The organism is Serratia sp. HNCC26DJ206 (assembly GCF_057180605.1).
In genome coordinates, this window is sequence record NZ_JBXUGP010000003.1 from 56,884 (window position 1) to 77,464 (window position 20,581).

Here is a 20,581-nt window from a genome sequence, read left to right on the forward strand (position 1 = left end):
GAAGGTGGCAAGTTCGCAAGACACAAGGAACATAGATAACTTGTGACTGGATTGAGCGACAAACCTGCGCGAGCAGATTTGAACGCTGCTTGCAGCCGCCCCGGAGGGGCCGAGTAACAAAGCCAACGCACATGCAACTTGAAGTATGACGAGCACACCGCCAGTAAGGAAACCACGCCTTTAAGGGTAACCAACATTATTCCCCAATGCCAACCACTGCAAATAAAATAACCCTCTGTTCTACCTGAGTTATCTGATCTCTCCGCATCGAGCGGCAGCACAGATTCATTAAAACCCCTGTGAGGCCTGTAGCCACATCTGCGGCTGGCCATCCCGTTTACTGTCATTGTCATCGGGGTGATTCACCCGCCATGCCAGTTGTAGCGAAACCTGGCGTTTATCACCAAACCAGCTGGCACCAGTTCCCAACGCACCGCGCCGCTGGTAGTTTTTATCCATCGTCCACGGCGATTTACTGGTTTTCACCCCACCGTAGTCAAAGAAGGTTTTCCACTGCCAGGCCGGGGTTATCGCGTAACGCAACTCCAGATTAGTCAGCCAGCCCTGATCGCCACTGGTATTGCCAGAAGCGTAAGCACGCACGCCGTTAACCCCCCCCAGTGAAAATTGTTCTGAGGAGTCGAGGTTTTTCGACGCCAATTGGCCGCTGAACTGGCCATAGACACTCCAGCGTTCGCTGAGCATCTGTAGGCGTAGTGCGGTCAGATTAAACTTGCTGAAGTTGCCCGCAGTGTGCGCGGTTTTGCTGTCGTTCTGTGCGGTGAGCGGATCGGTAATCTCCAGATGGCCGTTGCTGACGCTGGCAGAAACAAAGTTCAAGCCACCGCCGCCAACGCTATCCTGGCCGTTGGCACTGAGGCTGGCCGTCCACAACTGGCTGTTTTTTTTGGCTTTTACTGTCGAATAAGTCGATATCATCCCGCAGCCGTTTGTCGTCAAACTGCAGTTGGCCGCTGAGAGTCAAAGTTCGGCTTCTGTACAAGGGGTGAGAAACATAGGCACTGGTGGTGCGGGCATTACCGTGTGCGTCCAAGTCGGCAAAGTCTTTGCCCAGCGAGTAATCCATATTGGAGTAAGAGGCCCCCACGCGGGTAAACCAGCGGTTCACCGGAGCATCGTACGACAGAAAGTAATAATGCTGCCGCGCATCGCTGGCCAAACCGCGCAGGCGCAGGCGATCCCCCACCCCCAACGGACTGTTGAGCGACACATCGGCATTCAAGCGGTTTTTGCCGGTATATTTGCCGCCATAGTTATCCAGATCGAGGCTGCCGCTAAACAAAGGGGCAGGTTTGGCCTCCACCAGCAGATCGGCGGCTCCGGCGTTTTTGCTGGTGAGCAGCGTCGAGCGGGCCTGCACGCCGGGAGTGTCGTTCAGCAGCAGTAGGGTTTGCTGCAGTTGACCGGCGTTGATTGCCGAATCCGGCGTGATCCGGCCAATCAGCCGCTTCAGGGTGACAGCGGAAAGGCGTGAACTGTTGTCGGTTTTGATCTCGCCGTAGTGCGCTTCCAGTATCGCGATCTTCACCACACCATTTTCAATTTCCTGCTCCGGCAGATAGGCGCGGTTCAGCACATAGCCGCGCTGTTGGTAATAGCTAGTGATACGCTGCGCCGCTTCATAAAGTTGCGGCAGCGTGAGTTCACGGCCGGTGTATTCCTGCAATTGCGCCAGCAGAATCGCATTGGGAAACAGGGTGTTGCCGCTCAGGGTAAAGGTGTTCACCTTGACAGTCGGCTGTTCAGCGCTGGCGGGCTGAGCCGGTGCCGGTGTGGGCGGAGTGGGTAAACCCAGATCGGGAGCGGTTGAAGGAGCCAGTGTGGGGCGGCGGGTATCGATCTCACGCAGGCTTTGACCAGCATCTGGAATAGTTGGCGTTGCCGCCTGTACGTTGACATTACTAAAGGCCAGCAACAGAGAAAGCATGGGCCAGCTTTCCCGGTATAATAAAAAGGGCTTTTTATTGTTTTTCATGAGATTGATAAATAAATTCCAGGTGCATCGGCGGAATGTGGGTAGTAAAAAGCCTGGCTTGCGCCAGGCTGAATTTTTTGGGGTGCTAGAGGCCGCAGTACAGCATGCCGGTACACTTCTTCCCCTCTACGGTGCCGTAACCGTAGGAGTCGGTGATAGTTGTCCCACTAACAACAAAACCTACGAGTGGGCCAATCTCAGGCCTTGACGCCCCTCCGATTATAGTCACATTACCTGTAGCATAAGAGTTAATAATATTTGCATTGAACGCACCAATGGAACCCACAAGGCCACCAAGCCGCGCATAACGATAAGATCCTGCACCAGAGTTAGCTATTACGTTCCCTGTAGAGTACGAATCACTAATGGTTGAATTTGAAAAACTCCCTACCAACCCCCCTAGATTGACATCATTAACTGCGTTACCAGCTATCACATCACCTGATGAATGGGATTTACTGATGGCTGCACCACTGGCATAACCTACCAACCCCCCAAGATAGTCTTCTCCTGTGACTGTACCTGCAGCATAGCTGTTACTGAGTAACGAGACCCCATCTAACGCCCCAAACAACCCACCCACGTCATAGCGCCCGCTCACATTGCCAGTGGCATAAAGATTGTTGAATACTTCACCGTTAAGGCCATAAGCACGGCCAACCAATCCCCCGATGGAATCATTGGTTCCAACAACATTGCCGGTAGCAAACGAGTTGCTAATATTGGCATTAGTGACTAGCCCAACCAAACCGCCAACGTAAGTTTCACCACTCACATTGACATCAGCATAAGCATTATCAAGTAGAGGACGAAGGTTGTAACCGCCAGCGAGATAGCCTATCAGGCCACCGGTGCCCATTCCACTTTTTGCATAAGCATCGCTTTCTACATAAGCATCGCTTTTTACCGTTCCTGTCGCATAAACATTGCTGATGTTGGCCTCAAAAACCAGCCCGATTAATCCGCCGGTAAAAGTCTTGCGATAGCTGTTGACTATATTACTGACATTGACATTTTCGGCATAAACATCATGAACAAGTCCCCCAGCCTGAAGACCAACCAGGCTACCAGCAATATCTTGTGGAGGGTTTTTTATATAATAGGCATTAGCAGATGTCATTCCGTCAGGGAGACCGGGTACGATACCGCCGGAACTGACATTCGCTCCCACCAATCCGACATTGCGAACTTCACCCGATGATATGCTAAATAACCCCGCATACCGATAGAACCCTCCATATAACCCTCCCGAATCATTATCATACTGCTCGTCATAATAGACACTCCCCTGCTTGATCGTCAGCTGGTTGATGGTCTGCCCGAGCCCTGAAAATACACCGGTAAATGCAAGATCATTTACATAGAAATGACCAGCTTCACCGAGATAGTCTCCACCAATCGGCCTAAACCCTGCCCCCTGCGCCGTTGAACTGGCGTCAATGGTGTTACCCAGCACATAGTAACCGGCCAGATCGTTCTCCATCGCCTGCAATTGGGCCACGTTCTGGATCACGGTATAGCTTTGGCCATTATTGCTGAAGCTGGCACCTTGGCCGGAAAGGGTCACGCTTTTGCCTTTAGCCAGCACATAGTCACCGCCTTCAATAAACGCCAGGCCAGCGTTTTTACCGGTGGCTTTCAGATTGGCATTCAGCACGAGATTATCCTGTGCAGCTAACAGCAACTGGTTGGCATTGTTCCAACTGATGTCGTTCGCCAGCGTCAGATCGCTATTGTTACTGATCAGTTCGACGTTGCTGGTACGCAGGCTGTTGGTGACCGCGCGAGCCGACACCTTATTCTTACTAGTGCTATCATTCACATCGAGTTTGTCCGCCGTCACATTCCAGGTGCCGGTTTGGCCACCGAAGCCACGGGTATCAACATTGTTACTGGCGCTGACATTCACTGACTGACCGCTGGTTTCTATATAGCCACCATTGCCTTGTTCAGCGGCGCTGGCATCCAGAATGCCGTCCACGTTAACCAGCCCCTGCCGCCCGCCGCTCAGAACGATTTTGCCCGATTTATTGCTCAGCGTTTGCGCCTGAATAGTACCGGTGTTGTTCACCACGGTTTGCAACACATTGCTGTTGGCATAGGCGGCGCTCATCACCACCTGGCCGCCGTCCACCTGAATCAGGCCGCTGTTTTCTGCCAAGGCATTGGCCGCAGCACCTGTGACTTGAATATTCACCAACCCATCGCCGCCGAAATCCAGGGTGGTGGCTTTACCGGCCGCCAACTTCACGCTGCCGAGATTGGCCTGAATCTCTCCCTGGTTGCTTACCTGGCCACCCAATAACACCACCGCGCCGCCGTCTTTGGCGGTGATAGTCCCTTGGTTAACTACGCTGGCCGGGCTGTTACCACCGCTGAAGTTGTATTTACCGAGTGAAAAGTTGGTGGTGGTCAAGTCTTGCGTAGAAGCCACCAGCCCGCCGACGTTGACCTGCGCGTTGCTGCCAAACAGTACGCCATTCGGGTTGACCAAAAATACCCGGCCATTGGCATTCAGTTGCCCCATCACTTTAGAACCTTCTGTTCCCACCACCCGGTTCAATGCAATAGAGTTACTATTAGGCTGTTGGAAATTAACCTTGTTGCCTTCGGCAATATTAAAGCTCTGCCATTCGATCGCTAATTTATCGCTGCTTTGGTTGATCTGCATCTGCTGGTTATTAGGCTGGCTGATAGCACCACTGCCAAATTTGACAGAACCACTGGCAGGTAGATCGGCCGCATAACTGGAACTCAACGCCAGACTACCTAGAATAGCTAAAGTAAGTCGATTTAATGAGGTATTCCCTATATTACGCATGAATAACATCTCCATATTAAGAAGTAATAATAATTTAAAGGGTTAATTTATATTTATATAATACAAGCCCCGAAAATCATCACGAGCATTAATAGACGTTAAAACAGTTGGTAAAAATATAAGCACTGGCAGTCTAGAGCAACTATTCTTTTATGTCTATTTTTCATCCCGTCAATTTATTTATAGCTACAAACAAATGGTTATCTAGATAGTGGAGATTAATAACTGTCAGTAAAATTGACCATTTTTATTTTATTTAATCGGTCAATTGCTGATTATTTAAGAGTTTTGCGTCATAGGTAGATTGTAAGTTTTTAACGTTATCAACGCCTTCAGCACGAGAAAAAACAAGCTCAATAATACAACACTTTTTTACTCGAATCGGTTACACAAAGCCTTACATAACAGGGATTGGTGATCTTAGCTCATCTCAGTCATCGATCAAGTACCCCCCTAAAAACCGTCCAATTATCGCTTGCCTACACGGGATATCCATGAGGTATCAAAAAATGCCGCCACCTGATAAAAAACTTTAGTTTAAACACTTCCAGGTCGATATAACTGGCAGCAGATCCTCCATTATTTTTAGAGTGGAATAACTGTAAAAATAGCGCAATTGAGATAAGCATAATATTCATTATCTCAATAAATAATTATATCGTAAATAATTCGAGTAATGGATGAATACAACAGGAGGCGAGTGAGTAACAACTATATACCTGATTAGATCAAAGCCCTGGCTGTAAAGCCAGGGCTTTGTAAGCAATCTGAGGCTCCCAGCAAAAGGAAGCGCTCAGTCTCAGGGACAAGCCCTGTTGAAACAAATATTACAGCACGTTTACAGCGTTCAGATCTTTGAAAGCCTGTTCCAGACGGGTGATCATAGAAGTCTGGGCAGCACGCAGCCATACGCGTGGATCGTAGTATTTCTTGTTCGGCTGATCTGCGCCTTTAGGGTTACCCAACTGGCCTTGCAGATAAGCTTCGTTCTCTTTGTAGTAGTTCAAGATACCTTCCCATGTTGCCCACTGGGTGTCGGTATCGATGTTCATCTTGATCACGCCATAGCTGACGGATTCTTTGATCTCGGCATCGCTGGAACCGGAACCACCATGGAACACGAAGTTCAGGCTGTTGTGCGGCAGGTTGAATTTCTTGGACACGTAGTCCTGAGAATCACGCAGGATGGTTGGGGTCAGCTTCACGTTACCTGGCTTATACACACCGTGTACGTTACCGAAGGACGCCGCGATGGTGAAGTTCGGGCTGATGGCGTTCAGTTTTTCGTACGCGTATGCCACATCTTCTGGCTGGGTGTACAGCGCTGAAGCATCCATATGGCTGTTGTCTACGCCATCTTCTTCACCGCCGGTGCAACCCAGTTCGATTTCCAGCGTCATACCGATCTTCGCCATGCGAGTCAGGTATTTGCCACAAATTTCGATGTTTTCTTCCAGGGACTCTTCAGACAGATCGATCATGTGAGAAGAGAACAGCGGTTTACCGGTGGCGGCAAAGTGTTTCTCACCCGCATCCAGCAGGCCGTCGAGCCATGGCAGCAGTTTCTTTGCACAGTGGTCGGTATGCAGAATCACCGGCACGCCGTAATGTTCAGCCATCTGGTGCACATGGTGTGCGCCAGAGATCGCGCCCAGAATAGCAGCACCCTGTGGGATATCACTCTTCACGCCTTTGCCTGCGATAAACGCCGCGCCGCCGTTAGAGAACTGAACGATAACCGGAGCACGCACCTTCGCGGCTGTTTCCAGCACGGCGTTGATGGAATCGGTACCCACGCAGTTTACCGCTGGCAGAGCAAAGTTGTTCTCTTTAGCAACTGCGAATACTTTCTGAACGTCATCACCGGTGATCACACCAGGTTTTACGAAATCAAATATTTTAGACATGCGACTTTGTCCTGTTTCGTTGGCCGTAATACCCTTCAGTTTCAAGCCATAACACTGCTGGCTACTGCTTGAAATCTTGCGGGTAGGGACTTTTGCATTCCGCTCTGTATTAATCAGGGCGGAATAAAACCGACGGGCAGCTTGCGCCCCCCGTCATCTGAATTACTTCTTAGCGCGCTCTTCCAGCATCACTACTGCTGGCAGTTGTTTCCCTTCCACGAACTCGAGGAAAGCACCGCCGCCGGTAGAGATGTAGGAGATTTTGTCAGCAATACCGAACAGGTCGATCGCTGCCAGAGTGTCGCCGCCGCCTGCAATGGAGAAGGCTTCGCTATCAGCGATAGCGCGGGCGACAATTTCGGTGCCCTTACGGAAATTAGGGAACTCGAATACGCCAACCGGGCCATTCCACAGAATGGTTTTAGCTTCTTTCAGGATTTTAGCCAGACGCTCGGCAGAGACATCGCCCAGATCCAGAATCTGCTCATCGTCTTTGATTTCGCTGGCTGGCTTCAGGGTCGCCACTGCGGTTTCAGAGAACTCGGTCGCTACGCGCACATCGGTAGGCACCGGGATATCACAGGTTTCCAGCAGCTTTTTCGCTTCTGGAATCAAATCAGCTTCGTACAGGGATTTGCCGACGTTGTGGCCTTGAGCCGCCACGAAGGTATTGGCAATGCCGCCGCCAACGATCAGTTGGTCAGCAATCTTGGACAACGAACCCAGCACGGTCAGCTTGGTAGATACTTTAGACCCCCCCACGATCGCCACCATTGGGCGCGCTGGGTTGCCCAGGGCTTTGCCCAGCGCTTCCAGTTCGGCAGACAGCAGCGGGCCCGCACAGGCCACTGGAGCAAATTTGCCCACGCCGTGGGTCGATGCCTGCGCACGGTGTGCGGTGCCGAAGGCGTCCATCACATACACGTCGCACAGCGCCGCATATTTCTTGGACAGGGTTTCGTCGTCTTTCTTCTCGCCTTTGTTGAAGCGAACGTTTTCCAACACGACCAGTTCACCGGCTGCAACTTCCACGCCGTCCAGATAGTCCTTCGCCAGACGCACTGGAGATTTCATATGCTCTTTCAGGTAGTTCACAACGGGCAGCAGGGAGTACTCTTCGTTGTACTCGCCTTCGGTAGGACGGCCCAGGTGCGAAGTCACCATCACGCGGGCGCCTTGCTTCAGCGCAGCTTCAATGGTCGGCAGGGAGGCACGGATACGCGCATCGGAAGTCACTTTACCGTCTTTCACTGGTACGTTCAGATCGGAACGGATCAGAACGCGCTTACCTGCCAGATCCAGATCGGTCATCTTAATTACAGACATGGTGAACCCTCTTTGTTGATTCTCTATAAAGTTGCCTGAACAGCACATCAACACTGCGTTGATAGTGCCTTATTAGAAACCGCTTGCGGCCATTGCCTGTGTTGTATCCAACATCCGGTTGGCAAAGCCCCATTCATTATCGCACCAGACCAAGGTCTTTATCAGGTGCTGCCCACTGACCCGAGTCTGCGTGCCATCAACGATGGCGCTGTGCGGGTCATGGTTAAAATCGATCGAAACTAAGGGTAGCTCGGTGTAGTCAACTATACCACGAAATGATCCCTGTGCGGCCTTTTGCAACAGCTGGTTGACCTCTGTCACCCGCACCTTTGCGCTCACGCTGACGCTGAGATCGATGGCCGTGACGTTGATGGTTGGCACACGCACGGAAATCGCTTCAAAACGATCGCAAAACTGCGGGAAGATGCGGGTAATGCCCGCAGCCAGCTTGGTGTCGACCGGAATAATCGACTGGCTCGCCGCACGGGTACGCCGCAAATCCTGATGATAGGCGTCTATCACCGGCTGATCGTTCATTGAGGAGTGGATGGTGGTCACCGTGCCGGATTCAATGCTATAGGCATCGTCCAGCAGTTTGATAATCGGAATAATGCAGTTGGTGGTACAGGATGCATTGGACACGATACGGTGTTCACCACGCAGCGTCTGGTGGTTAACCCCAAACACGATAGTGGCATCCAGATCGTTGCCCCCCGGATGCGCAAACAGCACCTTCTTGGCACCGGCGGCCAAGTGGGCTTCGCCATCGGCGCGGCTGCCATACACACCGCTGCAATCCAGCACCACATCCACCCCAAGTTCGCCCCAGGGCAGTTGATCCACCGCCGGTTGATGCAGCAACCGGATGCTATCATCCCCCACGCTCAACACGTCAGCTTCCTGGCGGACATCCCAGGCAAAGCGGCCATGGCTGGAGTCGTATTTCAGCAGATGGGCCATCCCTTCGGCGTTCGCCAGTTCGTTGATGGCCACTACGGAAATTTCAGCGCGTCGTCCCGATTCATACAGTGCGCGTAAAACGCTACGGCCGATGCGGCCAAAGCCGTTTATCGCTATGCGGATTGTCATGCTACTCCCTGTCAAAGAGGGCCTTCCCTGCCGGCGTTGTTCCGGCCACAGGTCGGGTTGTCATTATCCGCCTAGAGTACTGTAGCGTACCGCCTGCTGTGAATCGCTGCATTACATTATTCGTCAAACCCTGTTGCTCATTACAACCGCTCACTCAGGTATTTCAGTTGCCTACTGCGTCAACTGAAACGCTTCAGCCGAGAATAAACCAAAGTTTTGCTAAAAGGAACAGGCGTAACCACAAGCCTGTCGAGTAGAGGTGATTTTGCGAAAATAAAATGATCTAGCGCACATTTTTACCCCGCTAACCCCAATAGCATCATCGACACAGGCAGCGAGCGAATAAGCTGCCGTAAAGGGCAAGATACTTAAGATAAATTCAGCATTTATTGAGGGAAACTGTTAGCCTGTAGGGTGCCCCTGAGGGCGGGAAGCAATCCGCTACGTCTTGAAAGACACCGGGTACAAATCAAATCGCTATCTTTTGTGGTCAATGTTGTATAACAAGGAGCAGAAATGAGTGAAGTTAAAGTAGTCGCCCTGATCAAAGCTCAGCCAGAACACCGTGCTGCCGTGGATAAAGCCGTGCGTGCCATGGTTGCCCCAAGCCGCTCTGAGCCAGGCTGCATCCAGTATGATCTGCATGAAGAGCAGGGCCATCCGGGCGCTTTCGTGTTTATCGAGCGTTGGACTTCTGAGCAGGCGCTGAAAGAGCATATGGCGATGTCTTACCATGATGCTTTCCTGGCCGAACTGGAAGGGAAGTTGGTGAGCCTGGAAGTAAAAAGACTGACTCCGCTCTGAGTCGGTAAAAGCCCGGGGAACCGGGCTTTTTGATCGTCGTCTAAAGAACCATAGGAGCCGCACGCAGCTCCCAGCGGATTTATTTCAGCAACGCTTGAGCCTTGGCCACCACGTTATCAACGGTGAAGCCAAACTCTTTGAACAGCAGATCTGCTGGCGCAGACTCACCGAAGGTATGCATCCCCACGATCGCGCCGTTCAGGCCCACGTACTTGTACCAGTAATCCGCAATACCCGCTTCCACCGCCACACGGGCAGTCACGGAAGATGGCAGCACAGATTCGCGGTAGGCCGCATCCTGCTTGTCAAACGCGTCGGTAGACGGCATTGAGACTACGCGCACTTTACGCCCTTCGGCGCTCAGCTTGTCAGCCGCCTGTACGGTAATACCCACTTCGGAACCGGTAGCGATTAGGATCACCTCTGGCGTGCCAGCGCAATCTTTCAGCACATAAGCCCCACGATAAACGTTCGCTAACTGCTCGGCGGTACGTGGCTGCTGGGTCAGGTTCTGGCGAGAGAACACCAGCGTGGTTGGGCCATCGCTGCGCTCGATACCGTACTGCCAGGCAACTGCAGATTCCACTTGGTCACAAGGGCGCCAGGTGCTCATATTCGGGGTCACGCGCAGGCTGGCCAGTTGCTCAACCGGCTGATGCGTCGGGCCGTCTTCGCCCAGACCGATAGAGTCGTGGGTGTAGACAAACACGTTGCGGATTTTCATCAACGCCGCCATACGCACCGCGTTACGGGCGTATTCTACAAACATCAGGAAGGTAGCGGAGTACGGCAGGAAACCACCGTGCAGCGCGATACCGTTGGTGATGGCGGTCATGCCGAACTCGCGCACGCCGTAGTGGATGTAGTTGCCAGCCAGATCATCGCTCAGCGATTTGGAGCCGGACCACAGCGTCAGGTTGCTCGGAGCCAGGTCAGCGGAACCGCCGAGGAACTCCGGCAACACTTTACCGAAGGCTTCCAGTGCGTTCTGTGAAGCTTTACGGCTGGCGATATTGGCCGGGTTAGCCTGCAACTGCTCAACGAATTTCTTCGCTTCTGCTTTCCAGTTGGCTGGCAGTTCACCGTTCACACGGCGTTTGAACTCGGCAGCCAGTTCAGGGAAGGCTTTGGCGTAGGCGGCGAACTTATCGTTCCAGGCCGCTTCTTTCGCCTTGCCTGCTTCTTTGGCATCCCACTGGGCATAGATATCCTGTGGAATTTCGAATGCCGGGTATTTCCAACCCAACTGCACGCGAGCCGCAGCCACTTCGGCTTCACCCAGCGGAGCGCCGTGGGAATCGTGAGTACCGGCCTTATTGGGTGAACCGAAACCGATGATGGTTTTGCACATCAGCAGGGAAGGCTTGTCGGTGACTTTATGGGCTTCTTCGATCGCGGCCTTGATGGCATCGCTATTATGGCCATCAACGCCACGCACCACGTGCCAGCCGTAGGCTTCGAAACGCTGGGCGGTATCGTCGGTAAACCAGCCTTCTACGTGGCCGTCGATGGAGATGCCGTTATCATCATAAAACGCGGTCAGTTTGCCGAGCTTCATGGTGCCAGCCAGCGAACAGGCTTCGTGAGAAATACCTTCCATCATGCAGCCGTCACCCATAAAGGCATAGGTGTGGTGATCGACAACGTCGTGGCCTGGGCGGTTGAACTGCGCGGCCAGCGTGCGTTCGGCAATGGCAAAACCGATGGCGTTGGCAATCCCCTGCCCCAGTGGGCCGGTGGTGGTTTCTACCCCAGGGGTATAACCGTATTCCGGGTGACCCGGCGTTTTGGAGTGCAGTTGGCGGAAGTTTTCCAGCTCGCTCATCGGCAGGTCATAGCCGGTGAGGTGCAGCAGGCTGTAAATCAACATGGAGCCATGACCATTGGACAACACGAAACGGTCACGGTCAGCCCAGTGTGGGTTAGTCGGGTTATGGTTCAGGTAGTCACGCCACAGGACTTCGGCGATATCTGCCATCCCCATAGGGGCCCCAGGGTGGCCGGAATTGGCTTTTTGCACGGCATCCATGCTGAGGGCGCGGATCGCGTTGGCAAGCTCTTTACGAGAGGACATGTTTTACTCCAGGTCGGATTAAAAAAGCAGTCTAGTTTTCTATTTTCTCAGACTCAGCATTAAAACGGCAATCCCTAATGCCAAATGAGAGCGAGTTCACAACTTATTAGCATGTTCGGTCAGTTTTTCGGAATAACACTATTTTCGCCACACTTGACGTACAATAGGCTCGTGCGACAGAAATGACGTCAACAAACAGGGCACAAACCACTACTTATTTTATTTACTATCACGGGAAGATAGCTTATATGAAGATCCGTACTTCTTTGATTGCATTAAGTATTACCACTCTGTTGAGCGGTTGCCAGAACCTGAACACCAATACTCTGATGCAATCTGGGGCGCAAGCCTTCCAGGCTGCCACACTGAGTAATGACGATGTCAAAGCGCTGAGTGATAAATCCTGCGCCGAGATGGACAGCCAGGCGCAAATCGCGCCAGCAGGCAGCACCTATACACAACGCCTGAACAAGATCGCAGCCGCACTGGGTGATAATATCGACGGTACCTCTGCGAACTACAAGGTTTACCTGACAAAAGACGTGAACGCCTGGGCGATGGCCAACGGTTGTATCCGCGTATACAGCGGTCTGATGGACATGATGAACGACAACGAAGTCGAAGGCGTGCTGGGCCACGAAATCGGCCACGTGGCGTTGGGCCATACCCGTAAGGCAATGCAGGTGGCTTACGGCACCGTGGCACTGCGCACCGCCGCCTCTTCGGCGGGCGGCATTGTAGGTTCACTGTCTGAGTCGCAGTTGGCCGATCTGGGCGAAAAACTGGTCAACGCTCAGTTCTCACAGAAACAGGAAAGCGATGCCGATGATTATTCGTTTGATCTGCTGAAGAAGCGCGGTATCAATCCGAACGGATTGGTGACCAGTTTCGAGAAACTGTCACAGATGGAAGGTAGCCGTAAAAGCAGCATGTTTGACGGCCACCCGCCTTCAGAAGCGCGCGCGCAGCATATCCGTGAGCGTATCACAGCGGGGAAATAATTCCCCCCTCACCCTAACCCTCTCCCACAGGGAGAGGGGACTAAGCGTGCTACAAATTAACTTCTGCATCTAACCAAAACACCGCATCCACTCCCGAAGATAGATGGCCAGGGTGAGAGGATAAATCGCTTACCGGATAACCGACAAGACGATATTTATCCCCCAATCAAGCAATCAATACAGCTTCTGCGGTGGCCCAGCGAACGTCAGCGGCCCGACGCTTTTCATGTCCACTTCCACCACCGACGGCCCCGGATAGTTAATCGCCTCCGCCAGCACACCGTTGAATTGCGCAGCATCACTGACTTTCCAGGCTTTCAGCCCCATCGCTTCTGCTACCTGGCAAAATGCCGGAGTATGCAATTCGTTGTAATACTGACGCCCGGCGAAATACTTGTCCTGAATGCCGCGCATCACGCCATAACCACCGTCGTTCATGATCAGCAGCGTGATGTTGGCCTGCTCCTGCGCCATGGTCGCCAGTTCGCCCAATCCCAGCGCCAAGCCGCCGTCCCCCACCAGTCCGACCACTTTGCGCTGCGGGTTGGCAATCGCGGTGCCGATCGCCATCGGCAGCCCCATGCCGATCGCCCCAGCCAAAGAGTGGATATTGCACAGCGGAGAGATCGCCCGGAACAGGCGGCTGCCCCACACGCTGCCAGAAACGGTGATATCGCGCACCAGCAGGCCATCTGCGGGCAGTGCAGCAGCAATTGCATCGTTCAGTTTGGCATATTCACCCGATTGCTGACGTAACGCCGCTTCGGCCTGCTGCACCGCCTGAGCAATCTCGGCATCCCATGCCGCATTGGCCTTCTCGCCGGGAGCCAAGCGGGCTGCTAGCGCACCGAGCAATGCGCCACAGTCGCCATTAACCTGCTCATCCGCCAGATAGTTACGGTTGGCCGCTGCCGGATCGATATCAATCTGCACCAGCGGGCGCGGCAATGGCAGCGTCCAAGTACGGGTTTCGTTACTGCGCAGACGGGAACCAGCCACCAGCGTCAGATCGCACTGCTTGAGGATCGCTTCAACGCTCGGCGAGTTGTGGAAGGCGCGCAGGCTACGCGGGTGGCTGTCTGGCAAAATACCGCGCCCGTGGGTGCTGGACATCACCACCACTCCGGCATCCGCCAAGCGTTTCACCGCATCACGGCAAGCCAGTGCGCCACCGCCAACCCACAGCAGTGGGCGTTTGGCCTGTTTCAACTGCTGGTAAAGGCGTTCAACCGCCGCCTCATCCGCCGCCGGTAACGCTGGCGGCCGTATCGCTTTACCTACCAGGTTGGCTGGCACCAGGCTGTTCTGAATATCGATCGGGATCTCTACCGCTACCGGGCCACAGGGCACGGTTTGCGCTTCCTGAATCGCCCGCTGGATCACCGCTACCGCCTGCTCTGGGGAGTTCACCCGGTAAGCCTGCTTCGAACAGGCACGCAGGAAGCCCAGTTGATCTTTGGTTTCATGGATAAACCCGGCGTCGGCATCCAAATAAGCCTTTTCCACCTGACCGGTAATATGCAGCAGTGGCGTATTGGCATTCAGCGCTTCGATCATCGCCCCCACCGCGTTGCCCGCTCCGGCGCCGGTGCTGGTCAACGCCACGCCCAAGCCGGAGAAACGCCCATGGGCATCGGCCATCGTCACCGCGCCAGCCTCGCCGCGCGCGGGCACAAAGCGGATCGCTCCGCGTTGCCCAATGGCATCGGCAATCGGCAGATTGTGAATCGAGATAATGCCGTACATCGCGGCCACCTCGTACTGTTCCAGAGTTCGGGCTATCGCCTCACCAACCGTTATTTTTTCGCTCATTATCTGCCTTCTTAATTGTCTTATGTCGTAGGGATCGCGAGTTAATCGCTCCAGCGGTTAGCCTGATTGCTAAGGGCCAAATACAGGCTCTTCTGCTGCATATAGGCCTGAATGCCATGCAGGCCTTTTTCACGCCCCAGACCACTTTGTTTAAACCCGCCGAACGGCGTAGAAATCGAGAATGTCTTGTAGGTGTTGATCCACACGGTGCCGGTTTCCAACTGCTCGGCCAGCGCCATGGCGCGGGTAAAATCGCGCGTCCAGATGCCAGCAGCCAAACCATAGACCGAGTCGTTGGCCTGCTCGATCAACTGCTGCTCATCGTCAAACGGCAGCGCCACCAGCACCGGGCCGAAGATCTCCTCCTGGCAGGTACGCGCGCTGTTGCTCAACCCTTCGATAATGGTCGGCAGGTAATAACTGCCCTGCGCCAACTGCGGATCGGCTGGCGCTTCACCGCCAATCACCACTCGGCCCCCTTCCTGCTGGGCTAGCGCGACATAGTCCGCCACGCTCTGCCGGTGCTTTTCGTTAATCAATGGCCCCAGGTGCACCCCTGGTTCAAACGGATTGCCGATACGTAATCCGGCGGTCAGCTCACATAAGCGGGCCAGCAGCGGTTGATACAACGAACGGTGGACAAACAGCCGCGAACCGGCAATGCAGGCCTGCCCGGCAGAGCTGAAAATACCGTAACAGATGCCGCGCGCCGCCTGTTCCAGATCGGCATCGTCCAGCACGATGGTGGGTGACTTGCCGCCCAGTTCCAGCGAAGTCGGGATCAGTTTTTCTGCGGCAATATGCGCCAAATGGCGGCCGGTGCTGGTGCCGCCGGTAAAGGAGATCTTTTTCACCAACGGATGGCGCGCCAACGCCTCACCAATCACCGAACCTTTGCCCGGCAGCACGCTGAGCAACCCGGCAGGTAATCCCGCCTGTTCAAACAGTTCAGCCAGCTTCAGCGCCATAAGCGGCGTGGCTTCCGCCGGTTTGAGGATCACCGCATTACCTGCCGCCAGTGCCGGTGCCACTTTCTGCATTTCACTGGCGATCGGCGAGTTCCACGGCGTGATCGCCGCAATCACCCCCAGTGGTTGATACTGGCTCAACGTCATCACGTCGCGGTTGCGCTGGGTCGGTAACTCCCCTTCCAACACTTCACAGGCCGCAGCAAAATAGCGGGCGGTAGCGGCGGCGCTCATCACCAGACCGCGGGTTTCCGCCAGCGGCTTGCCGTTGTCGCGGGTTTGCAGCTGCGCCAATTCTTCCACCTGTGCGGTAATCAAATCGCTGACGCGGTGCAAAATCGCCGCGCGCTGATGCGGCACCAACCCACGCCACGCCGGATCGCGCCAGGCGCGTTCAGCGGCGTCTACCGCCTCATTAACATCTTCGACGTTGGCTGCGCGCAAACGGGCGTTAATGCTGCCATCGGCCGGAAAAACTGAACTCATCGCTTCGCCGCGCCCTTCACACCAGCGGCCAGCAAGAAAAATCTTTAACGTTTCCATTTATGACTCCTGCCATTCAGGCCATGAAACCGCCATCCACCAGACAGCGACAGGCTTGTACCGCGCTCAGCGCTGCCAGCGTGGAGGTTTTCGGGTTACTCGCCAGCGGGTTACCGCACAGCTCAATCTGGAATTCACCAAACTGGCCGCACACCTGTAGGCGATGAGTATTGCGCTGGGTATGAGGATCCACCTGCAAACGCACCCGCGTGGCATCCATTCCTATACCGTGTAAGGCAATGGTGGCCGCCACATTAGCGTTAGCCGGGAACAGTTGCGCCGCTTCACGCGCCGACCCCTCAAAGAACACCCGCGCTTCGCTGACGGCACTCAGATCGATCAGTTTCTCCGCCATGCTGCCGCGCCAGCTGGCCGGGCTTTTGCTGGACTGATAGGTGACGCTTTCCAGCCCACCTTCCCGCGCCGAAGCCAGCCCGTCCATGCCCGCCACCGCGCCAGACAGCACAATCAATCGCCCATGAAAGCGCACACAAGCCTGTTTCAACCGCAGTTGCAGCGCCGCATCCGCCAGCGCACCGGTAGAAATCACCGCCAATCGCCAGCCGCGCTTGACGATCGCTTCACCAAACTCAGCTACCGCCTGCTGGCTGGCGCACTCCAGCACCAAATCCGGCTGTTCGTTGCACTGTTCAGGGTGCGTCAGCGCTTGTACCCGCCCGGCAAAGGCTGTTTGGATATCGGCATGGTGTTTTTCACGGGCGACAATCCAAGCGGCTTCGACACCTTCCGGCAGGCGCGCCAGCACCTCTTTTGCCATCGCGCCGTAGCCAATCATCATGATCTTTTTCATTTTTTCGGCCCTGATTACAGATGGCGGCTGAAGCCGCCGGAAACATCCAGCGCTGCGCCAGTGGTAAATGATGCCATCGGCGAAGCCAGAAACAGCAAGGCCCGCGCCGGTTCCTGCGGTTTGCCCAAGCGCCCCAGAGGGATACCGCGCCGCGCCGCGATCGCCGCCGTCCACTGCTCCCAGCTTTGTGCTTTATCCTCACGCTCGGCAAAACGCCGCCGCCATTGGCCGGATTCCACCATGCCAAGCAGGATGGAATTAACGCGAATGCCCTTGCCCACCAGCTCTTTCGACAGCGTCAGCGTCATGTTGAGCAGCGCGGCACGAGCGGCAGAGGTGGCGATCATGTGCTCCTCCGGTTGCAACGCCAACAGCGAGTTAACACAGGTGATGGAAGCGATATCCGAACGTTCCAGCGCGGGTAAAAAAGCCTGCACCGGGTTGATCACGCCAAACAGTTTCAACTCTGCTTCGTGCAGCCAGGCGTCACGCGGAGTTTGGTCAAAATGAGCGACAAACCCTTGCCCGGCGTTATTGATCAGCATATCCACAGCACCGAAATGCTGGCTGACCTGCTTGGCAAACTGTGCCACCTGCTCTGCGTCCAGTACATCGCAACGCAGCGCCAGGATCTCCGCCTGCGGGAACTCTTCACGCAGGCTGGCTTCGGCGCTGGCCAGTTTGTCCGGGTTGCGGCCACAAAATGCCACCTTCGCCCCTTCCGTCAGCAGTAGGCGCAGGGTTTCAAAACCGATCCCTGAGGAACCGCCGGTCACCACCGCGACGCGCTGTTCAATCTGAAAATTCATGGTTGGATCACCCCCGTAAAATCCTGCACATAACGGTTGAATTGCACCGGCGCATCGAGATAGCTGGCATGCCCTGCATCGTCAATCAGGCGAAACTGGGCATCCTGCTGTTGCGCCAGCGCCTCAGCCCCCTGCGGTGGCGTGATGCGATCGTCACGCCCGCACCACACCTGCAACGGGCCGTGGTAATGCCGTAGGCAGTGGCTGATATCATCATTCGCCAGCATCCAGGCAGCGCTGATAAAACCCGCCGGATTAAGCTGCTGCATACCACTGCGCACCCAGGCGATATCCTGCGGATCGGCACCGCTACGCAGCAACGCCGCCGCACGCTGTTCACCGTAACCCTGTGGGCCTAGCGTTTCGATCATCTGTTTGCGCTGGCTATACACCTGCTGGCGTTTTTCTACTGGTGCAGTGGCATAACCCTGTGCCGGATCCGCCAGCACTAATCCACTTAATCCCGTTGGATAGGCCGCCGCATAGGCACTGCCGATCAATGCCCCGAGCGAATGCCCGACAATCAGCGGCTGCTCCAACTCCAGCTCGGCGATCAACGCCGCCAGCGCGTTGGCATAGTCGGCGGCCTTTGGCTCAGCCAGTGGCAACGCCGCACTGCCGCCATAGCCTGGTGCATCCCAGGCGATCAGGCGGTGACCGCCGGTCAAGGCAGCATCGCTAAGCTGCTTCACCCAGGATGCGGAACCGGAACTGATACCATGCAGCAGTACCACTGCCCGGCCGTGCCCGGCTTCGCGCCAACCCAGCCAAAAGCCACTACAATCCTCCTGCTGGCGTTCCGGTAATCTGCTCATCAGTAACGTTTCACCTTTGACAGTGGATGATCCGCCGGGTAGGTCGGGGTTTCCGGCTTGGAGGTGCCGAGCATCACGCACATCAGCGCCTCTTCTTCACCGTGATTAAACAGGCCACGGTAAATCCCTGCTGGTACGGAGATCAGATCCCGCTCTTTCAGTTTGGTTTCGTAATATTCTTCACCATCCTGAATCATCAGCGTGATGCTGCCTTTGAGCATAAAAAACACTTCTTCTACGTCGTCATGCAGGTGCAGTGGCCCTTCACATTTGGACGGCAGCACCATGGTGGAGAAGGTAAAATGCTCCGCTGGAACCGTGTTGGTGTCGCTGACTACGCCGGTAGCACCGGTGCCGATATAGCGCATCTGCGCACGGCGGTATTTCGGATCGTAATCAGCCTGGAACTTCAGCGCATTCCAGTCATATTTGCGGCCTTCAAACCGGGCGATACGGGATTCCACCCACTGCGCCATCGACAGATCCTGCGGCTTGATGCCAGTTTTATTATCAACCTGGGACATGTTGTTTCTCCTTCGCTATCAGTATTTTTTCAGCAACGGCAGCAGAATGGTGCTGCCAACCAAGGCCGTCACCACCAGGAACAGCAGGCCGTTATCCATGTTGCCAGTGGCAGCGATCAGCGCCCCCATCAGCACCGGTGCCAAGGCACCGGCAAAATTACCCAATCCGTTAAAAACACCGCCTGCGGTGGCGCTCACCCGGCTGCTGGTGGCCTTCGCTAACAGGGCGAAGATATTCGGCGCACCGGCCCCCCACATAAAGGTGCTGAAAGACATCGCGGCGATCACGCTGTACGTTCCTTCCAGATGCAACACGACACCCAGCCCAAGCCCGGCCCCGCACAGTGAGATAAAGCAGGCTAACGCACGGCGATCCAGTTTGTCCGAAAGCCAGGCTCCCACCACTTCGCCCAGCAGCATGGCGATAAACGGCAGCGATGACAGATAACCGGCATGTTCCAGATGAATACCTTTACCCTTGATCAGGTAGCTGGGCAGCCAACCGTTCATGCCCCACAGGTAGGTCAGAAACGCGATGTTAAACAGGCAGATCATCCAAAAATGCGGAGTGCGGAACAGTTCACGGCGCAGCTGTTTGCGCTCGGCCGCCGCCGGTTGCGTGACGGTGCTTTTCGCCGGGCGAGCTACGTTCAGGTGGCGCAAACCAAACATCACTAGCAGCATCACCGGCAAGGTCAAAAATGCCATAAAGAAGAAGGTGGTTTGCCAGTCAAAACGGCTAAGGATAAACAGCGTAACCGGGAATCCCAGTGCCGCACCGATCGGCGTTCCCAGCAGCCACATCATGGTGGCGCGCGCCTGCAAGCGCTGCGGGAAAGCATGGCGGACGATGGCGTAAGCTATCGCTATCAGCGGGCCTTCGGCGATGCCGAGCAGAATGCGCAGGGTCATCATGGTGTGATAAGAACGTGCCATCCCCATCAGCACCATCAGTATGCCCCACATCACCATCATGCCAATCAGCACGTTGACCGGGTTCAGCCGATCGCCAATGCCGCTCAACAGCATGGAAGAGAAGCCGTAGGAGAATAGAAAGGCGCTCATCAATAACCCCAGCCGGGTGGGATCAAAACCGATGCCCATTGCCTCTTGGAATCCACTATCAGAAAACAGCGCTGCAATGCTGATCTTGTCGAAAAACGCCAACAAGACGCAGGCAAACAGGGCAATCGGCACCGACCAGCGCACACTGGTGGGCTGATTTTCGGCAACAGCATCCCGCGCCCTGCTGCTGTGGGCGTCAATATCTTGCGTAGTCAT

The 20,581-nt window shown here is 54.9% G+C and carries 16 protein-coding genes; 2 read left to right on the forward strand and 14 right to left on the reverse strand.

The features are described 5' to 3' along the window. Positions 1 to 288: 288 nt before the first annotated feature. From AC2A1E_RS02920 to epd, 6 genes are all read right to left on the reverse strand, one after another. Positions 289 to 894: a ShlB/FhaC/HecB family hemolysin secretion/activation protein gene (locus tag AC2A1E_RS02920; RefSeq protein WP_484382480.1), complete on the reverse strand. Its 606-nt coding sequence runs from the start codon at positions 892 to 894 to the stop codon at positions 289 to 291. Continuing rightward, positions 857 to 1,948: a ShlB/FhaC/HecB family hemolysin secretion/activation protein gene (locus AC2A1E_RS02925; RefSeq protein WP_484382481.1), complete on the reverse strand. Its 1,092-nt coding sequence runs from the start codon at positions 1,946 to 1,948 to the stop codon at positions 857 to 859. The genes AC2A1E_RS02920 and AC2A1E_RS02925 overlap by 38 nt, the downstream gene beginning before the upstream one ends. Positions 1,949 to 2,081: 133 nt before the next feature. Continuing rightward, positions 2,082 to 4,817, reverse strand: a complete 2,736-nt coding sequence (locus tag AC2A1E_RS02930) for a two-partner secretion domain-containing protein (protein ID WP_484382482.1) — start codon at positions 4,815 to 4,817, stop codon at positions 2,082 to 2,084. An 827-nt stretch (positions 4,818 to 5,644) separates the two neighbouring features. Next, a complete protein-coding gene (gene fbaA / locus AC2A1E_RS02935) occupies positions 5,645 to 6,724 on the reverse strand; it encodes a class II fructose-bisphosphate aldolase (RefSeq protein WP_473190124.1) in 1,080 nt (359 codons plus the stop codon). A 162-nt stretch (positions 6,725 to 6,886) separates the two neighbouring features. After that, complete coding sequence (pgk, locus tag AC2A1E_RS02940; protein WP_484382483.1) at positions 6,887 to 8,050, reverse strand: phosphoglycerate kinase; 1,164 nt, start codon at positions 8,048 to 8,050, stop codon at positions 6,887 to 6,889. A 72-nt stretch (positions 8,051 to 8,122) separates the two neighbouring features. Then, positions 8,123 to 9,139 (reverse strand): erythrose-4-phosphate dehydrogenase, encoded by a 1,017-nt coding sequence (gene epd / locus AC2A1E_RS02945; RefSeq protein WP_459399823.1) that lies wholly within the window; start codon positions 9,137 to 9,139, stop codon positions 8,123 to 8,125. Positions 9,140 to 9,655: 516 nt separating this feature from the next. Between epd and AC2A1E_RS02950 the strand changes: the two genes are divergently transcribed. Continuing rightward, positions 9,656 to 9,943 carry a putative quinol monooxygenase gene (locus AC2A1E_RS02950; protein ID WP_459399824.1) on the forward strand — a complete coding sequence of 96 codons (288 nt, stop codon included), beginning with the start codon at positions 9,656 to 9,658 and terminating at the stop codon, positions 9,941 to 9,943. 79 nt (positions 9,944 to 10,022) lie between these two features. On the opposite strand, the gene tkt is transcribed toward AC2A1E_RS02950, so the two are convergent. Beyond that, positions 10,023 to 12,017, reverse strand: coding sequence for a transketolase (tkt, locus tag AC2A1E_RS02955; RefSeq protein ID WP_484382484.1), 1,995 nt, complete (start codon positions 12,015 to 12,017; stop codon positions 10,023 to 10,025). 248 nt (positions 12,018 to 12,265) lie between these two features. Here tkt and loiP point away from each other — a divergent pair, with 248 nt between their 5' ends. Continuing rightward, positions 12,266 to 13,018, forward strand: coding sequence for a metalloprotease LoiP (gene loiP / locus AC2A1E_RS02960; RefSeq protein WP_484382485.1), 753 nt, complete (start codon positions 12,266 to 12,268; stop codon positions 13,016 to 13,018). 174 nt (positions 13,019 to 13,192) lie between these two features. Here loiP and AC2A1E_RS02965 read toward each other — a convergent pair whose 3' ends face one another. From AC2A1E_RS02965 to AC2A1E_RS02995, 7 genes are read right to left on the reverse strand one after another with little or no spacing between them, the layout of a single operon-like run. Beyond that, on the reverse strand, positions 13,193 to 14,830 hold the full coding sequence (locus AC2A1E_RS02965) for a thiamine pyrophosphate-binding protein (protein ID WP_484382486.1): 1,638 nt from the start codon (positions 14,828 to 14,830) through the stop codon (positions 13,193 to 13,195). Positions 14,831 to 14,871: 41 nt separating this feature from the next. Then, entirely contained in the window at positions 14,872 to 16,341 is a 1,470-nt protein-coding gene (locus AC2A1E_RS02970) for an aldehyde dehydrogenase (RefSeq protein ID WP_484382487.1), read from the reverse strand. Positions 16,342 to 16,357: 16 nt separating this feature from the next. Beyond that, positions 16,358 to 17,152, reverse strand: a complete 795-nt coding sequence (locus AC2A1E_RS02975) for an aspartate dehydrogenase (protein WP_484382488.1) — start codon at positions 17,150 to 17,152, stop codon at positions 16,358 to 16,360. A 14-nt stretch (positions 17,153 to 17,166) separates the two neighbouring features. Then, positions 17,167 to 17,961 carry an SDR family oxidoreductase gene (locus AC2A1E_RS02980; protein WP_484382489.1) on the reverse strand — a complete coding sequence of 265 codons (795 nt, stop codon included), beginning with the start codon at positions 17,959 to 17,961 and terminating at the stop codon, positions 17,167 to 17,169. Further along, complete coding sequence (locus tag AC2A1E_RS02985; protein WP_484382490.1) at positions 17,958 to 18,776, reverse strand: alpha/beta fold hydrolase; 819 nt, start codon at positions 18,774 to 18,776, stop codon at positions 17,958 to 17,960. The genes AC2A1E_RS02980 and AC2A1E_RS02985 overlap by 4 nt, the downstream gene beginning before the upstream one ends. Continuing rightward, positions 18,776 to 19,300, reverse strand: coding sequence for a cupin domain-containing protein (locus AC2A1E_RS02990; protein WP_484382491.1), 525 nt, complete (start codon positions 19,298 to 19,300; stop codon positions 18,776 to 18,778). Before AC2A1E_RS02990 ends, AC2A1E_RS02985 begins: the two co-directional genes overlap by 1 nt. 18 nt (positions 19,301 to 19,318) lie before the next feature. After that, on the reverse strand, positions 19,319 to 20,581 hold the full coding sequence (locus AC2A1E_RS02995) for an MFS transporter (protein WP_484382492.1): 1,263 nt from the start codon (positions 20,579 to 20,581) through the stop codon (positions 19,319 to 19,321).

Coding starts and splice junctions, on each gene's coding strand:
- AC2A1E_RS02925 (WP_484382481.1), bottom strand. CDS start 1,948: ATGCTTTCTCTGTTGCTGGCCTTTAGTAATGTCAACGTACAGGCGGCA.
- AC2A1E_RS02930 (WP_484382482.1), bottom strand. CDS start 4,817: ATGCGTAATATAGGGAATACCTCATTAAATCGACTTACTTTAGCTATT.
- fbaA (WP_473190124.1), bottom strand. CDS start 6,724: ATGTCTAAAATATTTGATTTCGTAAAACCTGGTGTGATCACCGGTGAT.
- pgk (WP_484382483.1), bottom strand. CDS start 8,050: ATGTCTGTAATTAAGATGACCGATCTGGATCTGGCAGGTAAGCGCGTT.
- epd (WP_459399823.1), bottom strand. CDS start 9,139: ATGACAATCCGCATAGCGATAAACGGCTTTGGCCGCATCGGCCGTAGC.
- AC2A1E_RS02950 (WP_459399824.1), top strand. CDS start 9,656: ATGAGTGAAGTTAAAGTAGTCGCCCTGATCAAAGCTCAGCCAGAACAC.
- tkt (WP_484382484.1), bottom strand. CDS start 12,017: ATGTCCTCTCGTAAAGAGCTTGCCAACGCGATCCGCGCCCTCAGCATG.
- loiP (WP_484382485.1), top strand. CDS start 12,266: ATGAAGATCCGTACTTCTTTGATTGCATTAAGTATTACCACTCTGTTG.
- AC2A1E_RS02965 (WP_484382486.1), bottom strand. CDS start 14,830: ATGAGCGAAAAAATAACGGTTGGTGAGGCGATAGCCCGAACTCTGGAA.
- AC2A1E_RS02970 (WP_484382487.1), bottom strand. CDS start 16,341: ATGGAAACGTTAAAGATTTTTCTTGCTGGCCGCTGGTGTGAAGGGCGC.
- AC2A1E_RS02975 (WP_484382488.1), bottom strand. CDS start 17,152: ATGAAAAAGATCATGATGATTGGCTACGGCGCGATGGCAAAAGAGGTG.
- AC2A1E_RS02980 (WP_484382489.1), bottom strand. CDS start 17,961: ATGAATTTTCAGATTGAACAGCGCGTCGCGGTGGTGACCGGCGGTTCC.
- AC2A1E_RS02985 (WP_484382490.1), bottom strand. CDS start 18,776: ATGAGCAGATTACCGGAACGCCAGCAGGAGGATTGTAGTGGCTTTTGG.
- AC2A1E_RS02990 (WP_484382491.1), bottom strand. CDS start 19,300: ATGTCCCAGGTTGATAATAAAACTGGCATCAAGCCGCAGGATCTGTCG.
- AC2A1E_RS02995 (WP_484382492.1), bottom strand. CDS start 20,581: ATGACTACGCAAGATATTGACGCCCACAGCAGCAGGGCGCGGGATGCT.